General features: G+C 69.1%; 13 protein-coding genes and 2 tRNA genes. 6 read left to right on the top strand and 9 right to left on the bottom strand.

Annotation, left to right across the window (positions count from 1 at the left end):
• Position 1: 1 nt before the first annotated feature.
• The 5 genes from ABWV20_RS04235 to ABWV20_RS04215 form a co-directional block, all read right to left on the bottom strand.
• Positions 2–2,311 carry a nitric-oxide reductase large subunit gene (locus ABWV20_RS04235; RefSeq protein WP_502901754.1) on the bottom strand — a complete coding sequence of 770 codons (2,310 nt, stop codon included), beginning with the start codon at positions 2,309–2,311 and terminating at the stop codon, positions 2–4.
• Between the two features lie 200 nt (positions 2,312–2,511).
• Positions 2,512–3,192, bottom strand: coding sequence for a cupredoxin domain-containing protein (locus ABWV20_RS04230; RefSeq protein WP_353353575.1), 681 nt, complete (start codon positions 3,190–3,192; stop codon positions 2,512–2,514).
• 13 nt (positions 3,193–3,205) lie between these two features.
• The gene (locus ABWV20_RS04225; protein ID WP_353353574.1) at positions 3,206–4,009 is read right to left on the bottom strand and encodes a patatin-like phospholipase domain-containing protein; all 804 of its coding nucleotides are present in this window, start codon (positions 4,007–4,009) and stop codon (positions 3,206–3,208) included.
• A gap of 9 nt (positions 4,010–4,018) precedes the next feature.
• Positions 4,019–4,750 carry a hypothetical protein gene (locus ABWV20_RS04220; protein WP_353353573.1) on the bottom strand — a complete coding sequence of 244 codons (732 nt, stop codon included), beginning with the start codon at positions 4,748–4,750 and terminating at the stop codon, positions 4,019–4,021.
• 175 nt (positions 4,751–4,925) lie between these two features.
• Entirely contained in the window at positions 4,926–7,256 is a 2,331-nt protein-coding gene (locus ABWV20_RS04215; RefSeq protein WP_353353572.1) for a heterodisulfide reductase-related iron-sulfur binding cluster, read from the bottom strand.
• Positions 7,257–7,487: 231 nt separating this feature from the next.
• Here ABWV20_RS04215 and cysK point away from each other — a divergent pair, with 231 nt between their 5' ends.
• The 3 genes from cysK (at position 7,488) to ABWV20_RS04200 (ending at position 10,085) form a co-directional block, all read left to right on the top strand.
• Complete coding sequence (gene cysK, locus ABWV20_RS04210) at positions 7,488–8,417, top strand: cysteine synthase A (RefSeq protein ID WP_353353571.1); 930 nt, start codon at positions 7,488–7,490, stop codon at positions 8,415–8,417.
• A gap of 14 nt (positions 8,418–8,431) precedes the next feature.
• The gene (epsC, locus tag ABWV20_RS04205) at positions 8,432–9,142 is read left to right on the top strand and encodes a serine O-acetyltransferase EpsC (protein WP_353353570.1); all 711 of its coding nucleotides are present in this window, start codon (positions 8,432–8,434) and stop codon (positions 9,140–9,142) included.
• A gap of 316 nt (positions 9,143–9,458) precedes the next feature.
• Positions 9,459–10,085 carry an ABC transporter substrate-binding protein gene (locus tag ABWV20_RS04200; RefSeq protein ID WP_353353569.1) on the top strand — a complete coding sequence of 209 codons (627 nt, stop codon included), beginning with the start codon at positions 9,459–9,461 and terminating at the stop codon, positions 10,083–10,085.
• 148 nt (positions 10,086–10,233) lie between these two features.
• Here the strand turns inward: ABWV20_RS04200 and ABWV20_RS04195 are convergent.
• Positions 10,234–10,324, bottom strand: a tRNA-Ser gene (locus tag ABWV20_RS04195).
• Positions 10,325–10,560: 236 nt separating this feature from the next.
• Between ABWV20_RS04195 and folP the strand changes: the two genes are divergently transcribed.
• Positions 10,561–11,487, top strand: a complete 927-nt coding sequence (gene folP, locus ABWV20_RS04190) for a dihydropteroate synthase (protein ID WP_353353642.1) — start codon at positions 10,561–10,563, stop codon at positions 11,485–11,487.
• Positions 11,488–11,751: 264 nt separating this feature from the next.
• Positions 11,752–11,955 carry a cold-shock protein gene (locus tag ABWV20_RS04185; protein WP_034805904.1) on the top strand — a complete coding sequence of 68 codons (204 nt, stop codon included), beginning with the start codon at positions 11,752–11,754 and terminating at the stop codon, positions 11,953–11,955.
• An 87-nt stretch (positions 11,956–12,042) separates the two neighbouring features.
• Here ABWV20_RS04185 and ABWV20_RS04180 read toward each other — a convergent pair whose 3' ends face one another.
• Complete coding sequence (locus ABWV20_RS04180) at positions 12,043–13,599, bottom strand: LCP family protein (RefSeq protein WP_353353568.1); 1,557 nt, start codon at positions 13,597–13,599, stop codon at positions 12,043–12,045.
• Positions 13,600–13,720: 121 nt separating this feature from the next.
• A complete protein-coding gene (locus ABWV20_RS04175) occupies positions 13,721–15,280 on the bottom strand; it encodes an LCP family protein (RefSeq protein ID WP_353353567.1) in 1,560 nt (519 codons plus the stop codon).
• A gap of 172 nt (positions 15,281–15,452) precedes the next feature.
• On the opposite strand from ABWV20_RS04175, the gene ABWV20_RS04170 reads away from it, so the two are divergent.
• Positions 15,453–15,539: transfer RNA gene (locus tag ABWV20_RS04170), tRNA-Ser, on the top strand.
• Positions 15,540–15,647: 108 nt separating this feature from the next.
• Here ABWV20_RS04170 and ABWV20_RS04165 read toward each other — a convergent pair.
• Positions 15,648–16,145, bottom strand: coding sequence for a DUF6328 family protein (locus ABWV20_RS04165; protein WP_353353566.1), 498 nt, complete (start codon positions 16,143–16,145; stop codon positions 15,648–15,650).
• Positions 16,146–16,194: the final 49 nt, after the last annotated feature.

Raw genomic sequence — 16,194 nt, 5'->3', positions numbered from 1 at the left:
CCTACTTCTTTCCGGCAGGGTCGAGCTCGACGAAGAGCACGTCCTGCGGCATCTCGTCGACGACCTTGCCCTTCCGGTAGTTGCGCAGGCCGAGCCACGTCATCCAGAGGAACGGCAGCACGCCGCCGATGATGAAGATGAGGTCGCCGGGCATCCGGCCCCACTCGAGGAGGGCGTTGGTGTTGTTCGTGATGAAGGCGAGCTCCCTCGCCTCGTAGTAGCCCTGTCCCACGGAGTGGTAGAGCTGCAGCACGCCCAGGGGCAGGAGAGTCGCGAAGACCATCCACGCCAGGCCGATGTTGAGGCTCCAGAACGACACCTTGGCCCACTTCTCCGGCCACTTGTCCGGCGGGATGAGGTAACGCAGGGCGAACATCGCCAGACCGACCGCGAGCATGCCGTAGACGCCCATCATCGCCGCGTGCCCGTGGTTGGCCGTCAGGGCCGTGCCGATCTCGTAGTAGCTGACGATCGGCAGGTTGATCAGGAACCCGAACACCCCGGCGCCGAGGAAGTTCCAGAAGCCGACGGCGACCAGGAACATGACGGCCCACCGGTGCGGGAACGGTGCCGAGGTCTTCGCCTCCTGCCGGGCGCCGAGCTGCATGAACGCCCAGGCCTCGACGGTGAGGAAGGTCAACGGGATGACCTCGGCGGCGGAGAAGAACGCACCGAGCGCCATGTGCTCGACGGGCGTGCCCGAGAAGTACAGGTGGTGCATCGTGCCGATGACGCCACCCATGGAGTACAGGATGATGTCGAGGAAGATGATGCCGAGGGCGATCTTCTCCCGCACCACGCCGAGCATGACGAAGATGTAGGCGACCATGACCGTGGTGAACAGCTCGAGGAAGTCCTCGACCCACAGGTGGACGACCCAGAAGCGCCAGAACTCGGCAACGGTGAGGTGGGTCTCCGTCGTGGCGAGCAGCCCGACGGCGTAGAACGCCGGGATGGCCAGCGCCGAGAAGAAGAACAGCCACGGCATGTTGCCCTTCGACTCGCCCTTGAGGCGACCACGGATCCCTCTGAAGATCATGACGATCCAGAGCACCATGCCGACCGTGAGGAGGATCTGGAAGACCCGCGGCAGGTCGAGGTACTCCCACTGCTGCGCGAAGAGCGGGCCCTTGGCCCACTCGACGCCGTGGATCGACAGGGCCTCGGCCGTGAGGGAGCCGAAGACGACGATGGCGAGCGCGCCGAGGAGGGCGTAGGCGATCTTGTGCTGGTTCTTCGGCTCGCGGCCGGAGATGAGCGGCGTGAGGAAGATCCCGGCGGCGAGGAACCCGGCGGCGGTCCAGAAGAGGGACAGCTGGACGTGCCAGGTGCGGGCGAGGTTGTAGGGCAGCCACTGGGCCAGGTCGAAGCCGAAGAAGGACAGGATGTCGGCCCGGTAGTGCTCGGCCGCTGCCCCGACGATCACCTGGATGAGGAACAGCAGGGCGATGACGAAGAAGAACCAGGCCGTCGCGCGCTGCGCCAGGGTCAGTCCGACGGTGCCCGGCTGCCGGAACGCGATCGCGGGGGCCTCCTCGGAGTGCCACCCGATCTTGCGGCTCCACCGGCCGTAGATGGCGAACAGCAGGCCCGTGCCGCCGATGAGGGCGATGAGGGACAGGCCGGACCACACGAGCAGGTCCGGGGTGGGGCCGTTCTCGACGCGGGGCTCCATCGGCCAGTTGTTGGTGTAGGAGTAGTCGAAGCCGGGCCGCTCGGCCGCGGAGGCCCATGCGGTCCAGGCGAAAAACGCGGTGATCTGGTGGATCTCCTGCGGGTCCGTGATGAGGCGCGGCTTGAGCCCGTAGCGGGTCGAGTCCTCGCCGAAGAAGTTGGCGTAGTAGGTCTTCGCGTCCTGGAACGCTGCGACCTGGTTGTCGGTGAAGGTGAGCGTGCCCGTCGACTCGTCGTAGCGGTTGGTGCGCCACTCCTCGACGTTGAGGCCGCGGGGGTCCTGCGCCCCGCTGTCCCGGATCTGGTGCTCGGTGAACTCGGTGGCGTGGCGGAGGTACTCGGCGGTGAAGTCGGGGCCGAGGTAGCCGCCGTGGCCCATGATCGAGCCGTACTGCATGAGCCCGCGAGCCGTGAAGAGAACCTGGCCTGCGGTGACGTCCTCGGTCGTGAAGACGGTCTCGCCGGACTTGCTCACCACCTTGTCCGGCTGCGGCATCGAGGCCGTGTATGTGCGGTAGGTGAGGATGCCCATGACGAAGAATCCGAAGAGCATGACGAGGGCTACGCCCTGGACCCAGCCCTTTCCTACCAGCATCTGTCGTTGCGAGGTGTCCCTCTGGGTTGGCGTAGCGACCATTCGCTGCTCCTGGATGTTTTTCTACGGTCAATACCAGTGAAAAGCAGTGGAACTGTAGCAGTGGTTGGGACCGTACTCCTGAGGGGGGCACCTCGCGCGGCGGGACACGGGGAGCAGCCCCCCGCCGGGCTGGCGGGGGGCTGTGGCCGTATGCCGCTGAGCCGGCTCGGGCTGACCGGCTCAGTCCTCCTGCGGCTGAGTCACGTCGTCCGAGTCGCGTTGCGGTGGAAAGCCGCTCCCTTGCGGTGGCCATCGTGCGCCAGGAGTGAGCGGTCGGTGATGGAGATGCCGGGCCCGTTGACGACGGCGAAGAAGACGGTCTGGCCGACGACGACGTCGACCTCGGCGGGCTCGGCCTGCCCGTCGGTGACCATGACGACGGTGCCCTTGCGTTGGGCCCGCGCCCAGGCCCGCTGCCCCTTGGCGGACGAGACGTCCGGGTTGCCGACCCGGATCAGGCCCCGCGTGCCGGAGCCGTGCGCGTCCTCCCACTCGTAGACGCCTTCGCTCGTGAAGGCATGGGTGTAGCCGGACTCGTTGACGAGCCTCTCGCTGGAGAAGAAGTCCTTCTCACCAGCGACGACGAAGGGGCGCGCGGCCGCCTCCGGGGAGTGCCACATGACCATGTCGCCGGCGTTGATGCTGATCTTCGGCTGGTCGGGCACGTAGGTGCGCCCTTCTCGGCGGACGAGGACGGTGGTCTGGGCCATCTCGCCGCGCTTCGGCTCTCCCTCGCCGACGGAGATGACGTAGGGGTACTCCTGCAGGAAGCCGCCGGTGCCCGCTGGCCCCAGGGCGTAGCGGTACGTTCCGGGGCGCATGAACCGCTGGCCGTAGCTGTCGGTGTTGCGCAGGGCCCGGCTGTCAAGGTGGTCTGTCATGGTTCCGCCCTCCTCAGGCGCTGATGTCGGCGGTCAGGACGAGCTCGTCCTCGGGTGCGTTGTGCTGGACCTCGGCCCCGATCGCGTCGAGGTGGACGAGGACCGCGGGGTCCGAGGCGCCGCTCGCGGGGAGCACCTCGAACCACTCGGACCGGTGGTAGATCGGGAAGCGCGTCCCCGAGATGAACGGGGAGATGATCGGCCCGAGCCAGCCGGTCAGCCCGGCGACGCCGATGGCGGCCGCGACGGCGATGGCGAGTCCGGCGAGGAAGGGCCCGATGAGCGGCACCCACGCCACGGCCGCTGCGACGGCGAGGCCGATGGCGGTGACGACGGCGGCGGTCGCGGGCCCGAACGAGAGGCTGGGCACGCCCTGGACGACGCCCTCGACCTTCCAGAACCCGCCGACGAGCCCGACGACGATGCCGAGGTCGACGGTCGCCTTGACGAAGTCGCCGAAGGAGAGGGGGACCGAGACGGTCGGCCAGGTGATGTCGATGGCGGGTGTGCACACCTTGCCGACGCACGGGATGGTGACGCAGACCTGGGGGATGTGGATCTCCGGCAGGAAGTCGCCGAGGTCGATGCTCAGGGTGAGCGTGGCGCTCCAGTCGAGTCGCAGGTCGGCGATCCGGATCGTGTCCGGAGGGATGAGGTCGACGGTGCCGTTGGACAGGGTGCCGGTGACCGAGTACGAGGCGGCGAACGGACCGAGGCTCGAGGAGCCGGAGGTCGACTGCGGGCCGACTCCGGCGACGACGATGTCGAGGAAGTCGTTGGCGGCGTTCTCGTCGATGGCGGCGATGATCTCTGACATGGCTGGCTCCTAGAGGTTTCCGCGGGCGAGGACGAGGTCGGTGTCGATGAGCGGCCCGACGGTCGGTGTCAGGGTGAAGGCGCCGGCCCGGACCGCGGAGACGGGGAGGCGGACCTGGGCGAGCGCGGCCCGGAGCATCTGCTCGAGGAGGCACTCGAGGACCGACTCGAGGTCATCGGGATGGATGTCGACGATCTCCACGGCGTCGAGGGCGAACCCGATGGCGGGCTGCCCGCCGGTGGACGTCCCGACGAGGTGCCCGATGGCGTCGATCTCGAGCTTGGTGCAGAGCGGGTTCTCCACCTTGCCGGGCTTGTCGTCCCAGGGCCGGTCCGGCTTGGGCTGGTCCGGCTCGTCCGGGTGGTCGTGGCCGTCGTGCCCCGTGTCACCTCCTTCGTCGCTGTCGTCCCGTCCACGGCGCCTGCGGCAGTCGACGCAGAGCTCGACCGTGGTCGACAGGCTGAACTGGCCCGGCCCGAGGGAGAGCTCGGGCGGCAGTGGGCTGTCCTCGTCGAACAGGTCGAGGTGCGGGATGGTGAAGCGGACGTGCCACTGGATCCCGCCGGTGCCCGGGAACAGGATCGGCGGCATCTGCGTGTCGTTGACGTCCGAGGCCGGCACGAAGGCCGGTGATCCGTAGGACAGCAGGTGTGGTCTGGTCGTGCAGATCGCCGTGACGAGGTCGTTGATCGCGGTCTCGTGCGCTGAGACGAAGACCTCTGAGCTCTCGGTGAGACTCATGTTTTCCCCCAATGTGATGTGACGGTCGGCTCAGGGCCGACTGCCACCTCAGAGGGGGGCGGCGGGTGCGGTGATACGTCGCAGCGAAAGGGCCCCACCGTCGTGGTGGGGCCCCTTCGAGGTCGTATGCCGCTGGGCTCGCCCGGCGCTCAGGCTCGCTCGGTGGGCGGTGGGGTCAGATGGCCGGCTCCGGGGTCGGCGCGTCGGGGACGGCCCGGGCCTCCTCGGTCGCCACTCCGCCGTCGCCGCGACGGACCGCGGCGAGGAGCATCTGGGCGACGTCGACGACCTCGACCTCGCCCTCGGCCTTCTTGCCTTCCTGGACGGCGGCGTTGACGCCGTCGGTGAGCATGACCTTGCAGAACGGGCACCCGACGGCGATGCGGTCGGCTCCGGTCGCGAGGGCCTCCTCGGTGCGGTTGGTGTTGATCCGGGTGCCGAGCTGCTCCTCCATCCACATGCGGGCGCCACCGGCGCCGCAGCAGAAGGACTTCTCCTTGCTGCGCTCCATCTCGGCGTACTCGACGCCGGGCAGGACCTGGAGCAGCTCGCGCGGCGGGGCGTAGACCTGGTTGTGCCGGCCGAGGTAGCACGGGTCGTGGTAGGTGACCTTGGCGCCGGTCGAGCCGGCCCTGGACTGGCCGAGGCCGTCGCCCTCACCGGGGCGGGCCACGGGGGTGAGGCGCTTCTCGCGCACGAGGCGGTTGAGCAGCTGGGTGTGGTGCAGCACCTCGTAGGTGCCGCCGAGCTGGGGGTACTCGTTCTTGATGGTGTTGAAGCAGTGGGCGCAGGTGACGACGATCTTGGTGGCGCCGACCTCGTTGAGCACCTCGACGTTCTGCTGGGCGAGCATCTGGTAGAGGAACTCGTTGCCGGCCCTTCGGGCGGAGTCGCCGGTGCAGGCCTCGCCGTCACCGAGGACGGCGAACTTCACGTCGGCCAGGTGGAGCAGCTCGGCCACGGCGCGGGTGGTCTTCTTGGCCCGGTCCTCGTAGGCGCCGGCGCAGCCGACCCAGAAGAGGTAGTCGACCTCGTCGAGGGACTCGACGTCGGCGCCGACCTGCGGCACGTCGAAGGGCAGGTCCTTGGCCCAGTCCATCCGCAGCCGAGGCGCCAGGCCCCACGGGTTGGCGTTCTTCTCGAGGTTCTTGAACAGGCCGCCGAGCTCGGACGGGAAGGCCGACTCGATGAGGTTCTTGTAGCGGCGCATGTCGACGATCGCGTCGACGTGCTCGATGTCGACGGGGCACTGCTCGACGCAGGCGCCGCACGTCGTGCACGACCAGAGGACGTCCTCGTCGATGACGGCGTCGGGCCCGTGCGGGTTGTAGGCCGTCAGCGGATGGTGGATGTCGTAGCCGGTCTGGCCGACGAGCTGCTCGACGGCGGCGGCCGCCTTCGTGTGCTCGGACAGGCCGTCACCGGAGGCACGGGCCTCCTCGCTGGCCCGCAGCCAGGGGGCCTTGGCGTGCGCGTGGTCGCGCAGCGTCATGACGAGCAGCTTGGGGGAGAGCGGCTTGTCGGTGTTCCACGCGGGGCACTGGGACTGGCAGCGACCGCACTCGGTGCACGTCGTGAAGTCGAGCAGGCCCTTCCACGTGAAGTCCTCGACCTTGCCGACGCCCAGCGGGGCGTCCTCGTCGAGGTCGTCGACGTTCTCGAAGTCGAGCACCTCGCCGTTGATCCGGATCGGCTGGAGCTCGCCGAGCGAGGTGCGGCCGTCGGCGTGGCGCTTCCAGAAGATGTTGAAGAACGCGAGGAAGCGGTGCCAGGCGACGCCCATCGTGGGGGTCAGGGCGATGGTGATCATCCACGCCATGGAGATGAGGATCTTGATCGTGGCGACGATGACGATGGCGCTCTCGAGCGCGGCGACCGACATCCCGGAGAAGAGGCCGCCGAGCCAGCTCGTCATCGGGAAGTGCAGGGTGGACGCCGTGTCGAGACCCTCGGCGTCGGCCAGGGCGTACTCCAGCCCGCGGAGGGCCAGGATGCAGAGGGTGACGCCGAGGATCGTGAACTCGACGTAGTACGCCTGCCACCACGTCGAGCCGAAGAACCGGCTCCGGCGACCGTGCTCGCCCGGAGCTGAGCGGGGGTGGTTCTTCTGGCGGATCGCCATCAGCAGGAGGATGCCGACGAGCCCCGTCCACGCGAAGAACTCCGTGATCCACTCGTAGGGCGGGAAGTGGCCGATGAGCGGCAGCGTCCAGGAGGGTTCGAACAGCTGCCCGAACGCGTTGATCAGCGTGAAGAAGAGGATGCCGAAGCTGATCATCGTGAACCAGTGCGCGATGGCTACCACCGGCAGCCGCGACATCCGCGTGTGGCCGAGGAACTCCCGGAGGAGGGTCGCCGTGCGCGCCCCCTTGTCGTCGCCCCGGTACTCGGGCTGGCCGAGGCGGAAGGTCGCCACGTAGTGGTTGACGGTCTTGGCGAGCAACGCTACGGCCACCACCGTGATGGCGAGGCTGATCACGATCGCGACGATCTGGAGCGCAGTCATGCGCGGCAGTCTACTGACCAGTGAGCAACCGCTTAGTGGAGTGTGATGGCGGTCCCACGAGAGGCGGGTCGCCGGCTCCGGGTGGGTAGGTGCCCTCATGGTCGTCGCGCCCGGATGTCCGGTAGGACTGAGGGGGAATAACCAGATGTTGGAATATGCATAACAAGTCTGAGATTGTCAGAGATAATCAGGCCCAGCGCCGCCAACCGCATGCCAGAGGGAGCCCACGCAATGCCCATCTACGACGACGTGACCAAGCTGATCGGCAACACGCCGCTCGTCCGACTCAACAAGGTCATGGACGGAGCGGACGCGACCGTCGCGGCCAAGCTCGAGTTCTACAACCCGGCGTCCTCGGTCAAGGACCGCATCGGTGTCGCCATCGTCGACGCCGCTGAGGCGAGCGGCGAGCTGAAGCCGGGCGGCACGATCGTCGAGGCCACCTCCGGTAACACCGGGATCGCCCTGGCCATGGTCGGCGCGGCCCGCGGCTACGACGTCGTGCTCACCATGCCGGAGTCCATGTCGAAGGAGCGGCGTGCGCTGCTGCGCGCCTTCGGCGCCGAGCTCGTCCTCACCGACCCCGCCACCGGGATGAAGGGCGCCGTCGAGCGCGCCGAGCAGATCGCCTCCGAGCGGGGCGGCGTCCTGGCCCGCCAGTTCGCCAACGAGGCCAACCCCGAGATCCACCGCCGGACGACGGCCGAGGAGATCTGGAAGGACACCGACGGCCAGGTCGACATCGTCGTCGCCGGCATCGGCACCGGCGGCACCATCACCGGCGTCGGCCAGGTCCTCAAGGCGCGCAAGCCCGACGTGAAGATCATCGCCGTCGAGCCCGAGGAGTCCGCGATCCTCAACGGCGGCCAGCCCGGCCCGCACAAGATCCAGGGCATCGGCGCCAACTTCGTCCCCGAGATCCTCGACACCGACGTCTACGACGAGGTCATCGACGTCAACGCGGCCACGGCCGTCCAGTTCGCCCGCCGCGCCGCCACCGAGGAGGGCCTGCTCGTCGGCATCAGCTCCGGTGCCGCCATCGCCGCCGCCGCCCAGGTCGCGGCCCGCCCCGAGAACCAGGGCAAGACCATCGTCGTGATCATCCCGTCCTTCGGTGAGCGCTACCTCTCCACGATCCTCTTCGAGGGTCTCGTCGACTGAGCCGAGGGGCCACCATGAGCACCGCCGCGAAGCGCGATGACGTCACGCCGACGCCCGCGCACGCCACCCCGCTGAAGCTGGTCCGCACGTCCGCGGCCGAGCCGGCTCAGCGGCATACGGCCCGGAAGAGGTCGTATGCCGCTGGGCTCGGTCTCGTCCGGAAGGCCGCCGCCCGCTTCCGCGAGGACGTCGAGGGCGCCATCGAGCGCGATCCCGCCGCGGGCTCGCGGCTCGAGGTCGTCCTCACGTCCCCGGGACTGCACGCGATCTGGGCCCACCGCGGCCTCCACGAGCTGTGGAAGCTGCCCGGCGGGCGCCTGCCCGCCCGGGTGCTGGGCACCGTGACGCGCTCGGTCACCGGCGTCGAGATCCACCCTGCCGCGCGGATCGGCCGGCGGTTCTTCATCGACCACGGCATGGGCGTCGTCATCGGTGAGACGGCCGAGGTCGGCGACGACGTCATGCTCTACCACGGCGTGACCCTCGGTGGCCGCTCCATGGCGCACGTCAAGCGCCACCCGACGGTCGGCAACAGGGTCACCATCGGTGCTGGGGCGCGGGTGCTCGGACCGGTCCTCATCGGCGACGACACCCAGATCGGCGCCAACGCCGTGGTCGTCAAGGACGTGCCCGCCGGGGCCGTGGCCGTGGGCGTGCCCGCAGAGCTGCGCTTTCCCAAGCGCAACGCGACCAACCAGTGGCTCGACCCGGCCATGTTCATCTGATCAGGTTGATGAGATCGGGTTCATCCCGACCGAGGGTGGGTACACCCTGACCGAGGCGTTCTGCCTCCGAGCGGCCCCGCTGCGCTCCCCCCGGCGCAGCGGGGCTCTCCTCTGCCCGGACCCGTCGTCGACGGCGCAGGTCCTGCCGCGCCGCGGCGCGCGCCGGGAGGCAGTCTCGGGCCGCCGTCACACGGGCGCCCCCTCGTCCGTCACCGTTTGGCACGGAGAAGCGAGGGGTACTGACGTGAGATGAGCCGAGGCGCAGCATTCGAGTAGTTGGCCTGGCGTCCTCGACCGGATCACACCTGGAGGAACGATGAAGTTCACTGCCTCAAAGAAGACCCTCGCTGGGGCGCTGGTGGCATTGGGAACGTTGGCCGCTGTCCCCGCCCTCAGCGCGAACGCCGCGCCAGCACCGGCGGCTGCACACGTCAGTCAGTCACGGCACGTCGACGGGGCGGCGTGGACCTACCACGGGACCTGGGAGGACAAGCAGGGCCGAAGTGGACATGCCGTCGTGAAGCTGCAGCCACAGGAGTTCTTCACGAGCGGCGACAGCTTGATGATGCGCACGCTCGTCACCACCACGCTTGATGGCGCCCGAGGCTCCCAGCCCCACAGCAAGATGATGAACCTCGAGATCCAGAGCCTGGACACCGGCGGGGCCGCCACATCGACGCAGCTCCTGGCCGCGTCGTGTGACATCCTCAACCTGGACCTCGGGCCGCTGGACCTCAACGTCCTCGGCCTCACCGTCCACCTCGACCAGGTCGTGCTCGACATCGTGGCGGAGAGTGGTGCCGGCAACCTTCTCGGCAACCTGCTCTGCGCGGTGGCCGGGCTACTCGACGGAGTGGGCGACATCGGCGTTCTCGACGCCATCGCAGGGCTCCTCAACCAGATCCTCGGGATCATCAACGGGCTCGGCGGCAACATCGTCTGATGCACCCCCGATGCACGTACGAAGCGCTCCGCCGATGCGACGGCGGAGCGCTTCGCGCGGGTGGCGGAGGGCGTGGGACTCCGTCGCTCGTTCCTCGCTCCTCCTCGAATCGCCGGCCCTCCACCTGAGGGCGGCTGCGCCGAGGGACTGGCGGAGGGCGTGGGATTCGAACCCACGATGGGCGATGAACCCATAGCGGTTTTCAAGACCGCCGCACTAGGCCACTATGCGAGCCCTCCAAGTGCGCCGAGTCTAGCCAAGGCACATGGCTGGGCCCGAATCGATCCCCGGCACGACGTGCGCACTCGACGACCGAGGCCGTGGCCCGACGTGCGCAGTCGAGGACGTCGCGGCGTGCACCGTCGTCCGGTTGGCCCCCGTAGGGTACGACCTTGTGACCACCCCTGAAGAGCCGAGCGACGCGACGGACCTCGACAGCCCACGCGCTGCCGTGCCCGGATCCGTGCTCGGGTCCATGCTCGGATCCGTGCTCGCGGGGCTGACGCCGCTGACCCTGCCCACCACCCCGCCGCTCGTGCTGCGGGGGCGTGCCTTCGACGCGGGGCGTCCGGCCGTCATGGCGATCATCAACCGGACCCCCGACTCGTTCTTCGGAGGCAACCGACACGCGCAGCTCGACTCCGCCAAGCGCGCGCTCGAGCAGGCGCTCGAGCTCGGGGCCGACCTCATCGACGTCGGCGGGGTCCGCGCCGGGCAGGAGGGGGAGCCGGTGGACGAGGCGGAGGAGGTCCGTCGTGTCGTGCCCTTCCTCGAGTGGGCCCGCGAGTCGCACCCGGACGTCATCCTCAGCCTCGACACGTGGCGGTCCGGTGTCGCGCTCGCCGCGGCGGACGCGGGCGTGGACGTCGTCAACGACACGTGGGCCGGCGCCGACCCCGACCTCGTCCACATCGCCGCGCAGCTGGGCGCGGGCTACGTCATCTCCCACACCGGAGGACTGCCCCCGCGCACCGACCCCGTGGCGGTCACCTACGGCGACGACCCGCTCGACGTCGTGCGGGACGTCGTGACCACGCTGGCCCGGGGTGCCCACGCGGCCGAGCAGAGCGGCATACCCCCGGAGCGGATCCTCATCGACCCGACGCTGGACTTCGGGAAGACGACGCGGCACTCCCTCGAGGTGCTGCGGCACACGGCGGACGTCGCGGCCCTCGGCTACCCGGTGCTCCAGGCCCTGTCGCGCAAGGACTTCGTCGGCGAGAGCCTCGACCTCGCCCCCGAGGAGCGCCTCGAGGGGTCGCTCGCGGCGACCGCGGTCGCCGCCTGGCTCGGGGCGACGGTGTTCCGCGCCCACGACGTCCGGGAGACCCGACGGGTGGTCGACATGGTGGCGACGATCCGGGGCGATCGACCCCCGGTCCACGCGCGGCGCGGAGCCTGACCGGCGCAGCTCTGTCGCCGCCGGCGAACTCCGGGTGAACCCTGCAAAATGCGCGGATTCCAGCAGGACGACCCGTCGGTAGCGTGCTAAGTTCGACGTGGTTGCAGTTGCAGTTCCGCGCAGTCGAGTAGGTGCCCGTCACCCACAAGGTGGCGGGTTTTCAGTATCGACGACGACGGGTTCGCCCGCCGAGTGGCAGAAGCGGCAGCCTGGGGCCTCGCGAGGTGCGTGGACCCACTGGCTAAGAAGGAAAGAGTTACCCGTATGGCACAGGGAACCGTCAAGTGGTTCAACGCTGAGAAGGGCTTTGGTTTCATCGCCCAGGACGGCGGCGGCCCCGACGTTTTCGTCCACTACTCGGCAATCCAGACGAACGGCTACCGCTCGCTGGATGAGGCGCAGCGCGTCGAGTTCGAGGTCACGCAGGGTCCGAAGGGCCCTCAGGCTGACGCAGTGCGTCCGCTCTGACCCGAGGTCACACGCAACGAGCGACACCTTTTGGTCGTTTGTGACAGAGCCCCCCGGCTTGGCCGGGGGGCTCTGTTCGTGTCCGGGTCACGCGCACTCGTCGACCTCCGCCTCCTCCGTGGAGGAGGGCGTCGGCGTGGGCCTCGTCGTCTCCGTCCGCGGGGTCGCGGCGGGCTTCGGCGTGCTCTTGCGCTTCGGCGGGTCGATCGCCTTCTGGACGAGCCTGCGGACGAGCTCGTAGTCGGGGTTGCTGCTGTACGGGAAACCGTTCTTGTCCGAGAACCCGAGACTGGTGATCGTCGAGTTCTGGACCCGCTCGACGAGCTCGGCGAAGGCCGGCAGGTTCTGCCCGGGAATGTCGGTGTAGACGTTCTCCTTGAGGATCCGGGCGATGCTCGCGTACTTGGTCAGCATGAAGGCTGGGTCCACGTCGTTGACAACCGCCTGGACGACGCACCGCTGCCGTTGCTGCCGGTGGTCGTCGCTGTCGGCGGCGCGCGTGCGGGCATACCAGAGGGCCTGGTAGCCGTTGAGCCGTTGCGGCCCGACGTTGGCGAAGTAGTGGGCGTAGGTGCCGTTGGCGTACTTCTGGCCGTAGGGCAGCGGTGTCCTGCCGTCGAAGCCGCCGAGCTTGACGTTGACCTCGACGCCGCCCATGGCGTTGACGAGCTCGCTGAAACCCTTGAGGTCGATGACGACGAGGTGGTCGATCTTGAGCCCGAGCACCTCACCGACGACGTCGCGCGTCTCGCTGCGGCCCGGCACCGGGTCGTCGGGGTAGGCCTCGGGGTGCGTGGTCCGGAACTCGTCGACCTCCCTCCAGATCGCGTTGATCTGACAGGGGTCCGCGGCGCTGACCTCCTTGCGGGGACAGTCAGGCGCGTCGTGCGTGCCCCCGTAGAAACCGCCCGGCCACCGCTCCCGCAGGGGACTGTCCTCGGGGAGCGGAGCCCACTCGAAGTTGCGGGGAATCGAGATGAGGACCGTGCGGCCGGTCCTCGTGTCGATGCTCGCGACGATCATCGAGTCCGGACGGGTGCCGGCGCGTCCGATGCCGGCGTCGGAGCCCATCAGCAGGAGGTTGACCCGGGGAGTGTCCCGCCACGGGTCGACGTCGTTGACGACCTTGGCGCCCTCACCGGGCTTGAGTGCCTGGGAGCTGAAGACCCCGCGGATCGTGTCGGTCGTGATGAGGGCCGCCTCGGCTCCCTTGTAGGTGCCCGTCGCCACCAGGGCCACGAGAAACGTGGTGAAGCCGGCGAGGGCCCGCGTGCGGGACCGGTCGAGCCAGGCCGGCCGGGCGGCGACGGCGGTGGCGACGATGGATGCGCACCAGATGAGCCCGCCGACGGCAAGCAGCACGGCGCCGCCCTGCAGGAGGTCCGGGTGGCTGATGACGTAGAGCCCGACCTGCTTCGCTCCCCGAGCCGCGACGAGGCTCCCGAGGAGGACCAGGGCGAGCAGGAAGCCGCCGAGCACAGCCCATCCGAGCTTGCGGGCGGGGGTCCGGATGAGGCCGGCGCCGGGAACCGCGGCGCCGAGCGCGACGAGCCGAAGGCAGCGGCGGTAGCGGCAGCTGAGCTGGTGACGAGCGGAACGCCGACCCACGGGCGCGGTGATGCGCCCGTCGTGGTGCACGGTCATACGTTTCCCCTCGAGATGGCTGGTGGAGGCAGCCCCAACATGGTGCCCTCGACATTGTGCCCTGTCCACCGGGGGACCCCAGGCGGGTCCCGCCAACCCGTCGCGCGAACCCGTCGGTGGGTCAGGCGCAGGGGTCCACGTCAGCCGGATCGGCCGTCGGGGCGGTGGTCGTGCTGGTCGGCTCCGGCGTGGACGTCGAGGGGCTCTTGGAGCTGCTGGTCGTCGGCTTGGGCTTGGGTGGGGTGATGGCCTTCTCCACGAGCTTGCGGATCTCGTCGTAGTCCGGGTTGCCGGTGTTGATCCCGTGCGTGGGGTCGATGCCGACGCTGACGTACTTGCCGGCCTTCTGGATGCGCTCGACGAGCTCGACGAAGGCCGGGAGGTTCTCGGCGGGGATGTCGGTGTAGATGTTCTCCCGGGCGATCCGCGCGATCTCGGCGTACTGGCCCAGCATGGCCGTGGGGCTCACCTGGTTCACGACGGCCTGCACGACGCAGCGCTGGCGAGACATGCGGTTGTAGTCGTCGTCGGCGGCTCGGGACCTGGCGTACCACAGCGCCTGGTAGCCGTTCATCTTCATCGGGCCGGGCTTGTCGAAGGCGTGGGCATAGGTGCCGTTGGCGGTGAGGGGCCCGTACGGGATGGGGGTCTTGCCGTCGTAGCCGCCGAGCTTGACGTTGATCGTCACGCCCCCCATGGCGTTGATGAGCTGCCGGAACCCCTCGAGGTCGACGACGACGGTGTGGTCGATCTTGAGCCCGAGCACCTCGCCGATGACGTCCCTGATCTCCGAGCGACCCGGTGCCTCGTCATCGGCGGGGTAGGCGCCGGGGTTCTGTGCCCGGTAGGCGTCGACCTCCATCCAGATCGCGTTGAGCATGCACGCGTCCGTGGCGTCCTTCTGCTGCCGCGGACAGTTGGGCACGCCGTAGACGCCGCTCGGCCACCAGGCGCGCAGCTTGCTCGTCTCCGGCAGCGGCACCTGCTGCAGGTTGCGGGGCAGGGAGATGAGGACGGTGCGGCCGGTCTTCGTGTCCGTGCTGGCGACGATCATCGAGTCCGTCCGCGTGCCGGTGCGGCCGACGCCCGCGTCCGAGCCGAGGAGCAGGATGTTGACGCGGGGCGTGTCGCGCCACGGGTCGACGTCCGGCTCGTTGACGACCTTGGCGCCCTGGCCCGGCTTGAGCCCCGAGGCCTTGAAGATGACGTTCACGGTGTCGCGGCCGATCAGGGCGAACTCGGCGCCCTTGTAGGCGGTGCCACCGACCAGTGCGACCATCAGCGTCGTGAAGACCGCGAGCGACCTCGTCCGGGCCCGGTCGAGGCGTCGGGGCCTGGCCTGGACGGCGGTCGCGATGATCGACGCGCACCAGACGAAACCGCCGACCGCCAGCACCAGCGTCAGGATGAGCAGGTAGCGGGTGTTGCTCGCGATGACCAGCCCGACCTTGCTCACCCCTCGAGTCGCGGCGAGCAGGACGACCGTGGCGATGCTTCCGAGGAACGTCAGGAGCAGGAACCAGCCCCAGGCGCGGCTGCGGGTGCGCGTCAGCCCGGCCCCCGGAAGGATCGTCCCGAGAGCGGTGAGCCCGATGGCCCGGCGGAAGCCCGCGGACAGCTCACGACGCAGCGACCTGCGGCCCCCGCTCGTGGCGGGATGCCGTTCCGGCTGGTCGCTCATGGGGTCCTTTCGGGCATGCGGGCGCGATGAGCGCGCGGGATCATTCTGCACCGTTCATCTGTGAGGACGCCCCGAAGCCGAAGAAGGTTGTCCTCCCGGACCCGGTTTTGGTGTGCGCACGGTCCCCCGGTAGCCTGTGCAGGCTTGCGTGTCCCTGTGGGACGGCAGGCGTGGAGGCGTCGCATAGTGGCCTAGTGCGCCCGCCTGCTAAGCGGGTTGAGGATAAAACCTCTCGCGGGTTCAAATCCCGCCGCCTCCGCCGATCGAAGAAGGACCCCGACACGTCTCGTCGGGGTCCTTCTTCGTTGGAGATGGGAGCGTCGGGTCGGGTGGCGTCCGAGCGGGAGCCAGCTCAGCGGCATACGACCTACTCTTCGGCCCTCTCGTGCGGTGGGACGCGCCGCTCGCGAGCGGCGGGCACGACGTACCAGAGGACGAGGGTGAGCGCCGCGACCGCCCCGCCGACCCACATGGCGAGCGTGTGGTCGATCAGCACGTCGAGCACGAGCACGAGCCCACCGACCACGGACAGGGCGAGGGCGACGAGGCCCACCGAGGCGAGCCTGGACGTGTACGCGACGATGAAGTCCTTGAGCCCCTGCCGGAAGAGCACGCGGTGGACCGCCACCGGTGCCGTGAACAGCACCACCGCCACCGCCGACGCGAGGAGCGTGCCCAGGTAGATCTTCCGCTGCACGTCGGTGAGCGTCTCGAACCGCTGCTGGAAGGGCAGGGTGAGGAGGAAGCCGAAGAGGATCTGCACGCCGGCCTGGGCGATGCGAGCCTCCTGCAGCTGCTCGTCGAAGTTACGGTCGAGTCGTTCGCCGCGGGTCTCCTCGCGGTCGTACTGAGCGTGCTCGTTCATCCCCGAATCCTCGCAGGCTGGGCATCTCGCCGGGCACAGGAGGGGCGCG

It is taken from the genome of Intrasporangium sp. DVR (genome assembly GCF_040365325.1).
Taxonomy (GTDB): Bacteria; Actinomycetota; Actinomycetes; order Actinomycetales; family Dermatophilaceae; genus Intrasporangium.
Note: the sequence above shows the minus strand (reverse complement) of the source record. Positions and strands in the feature narration are given on the sequence as shown.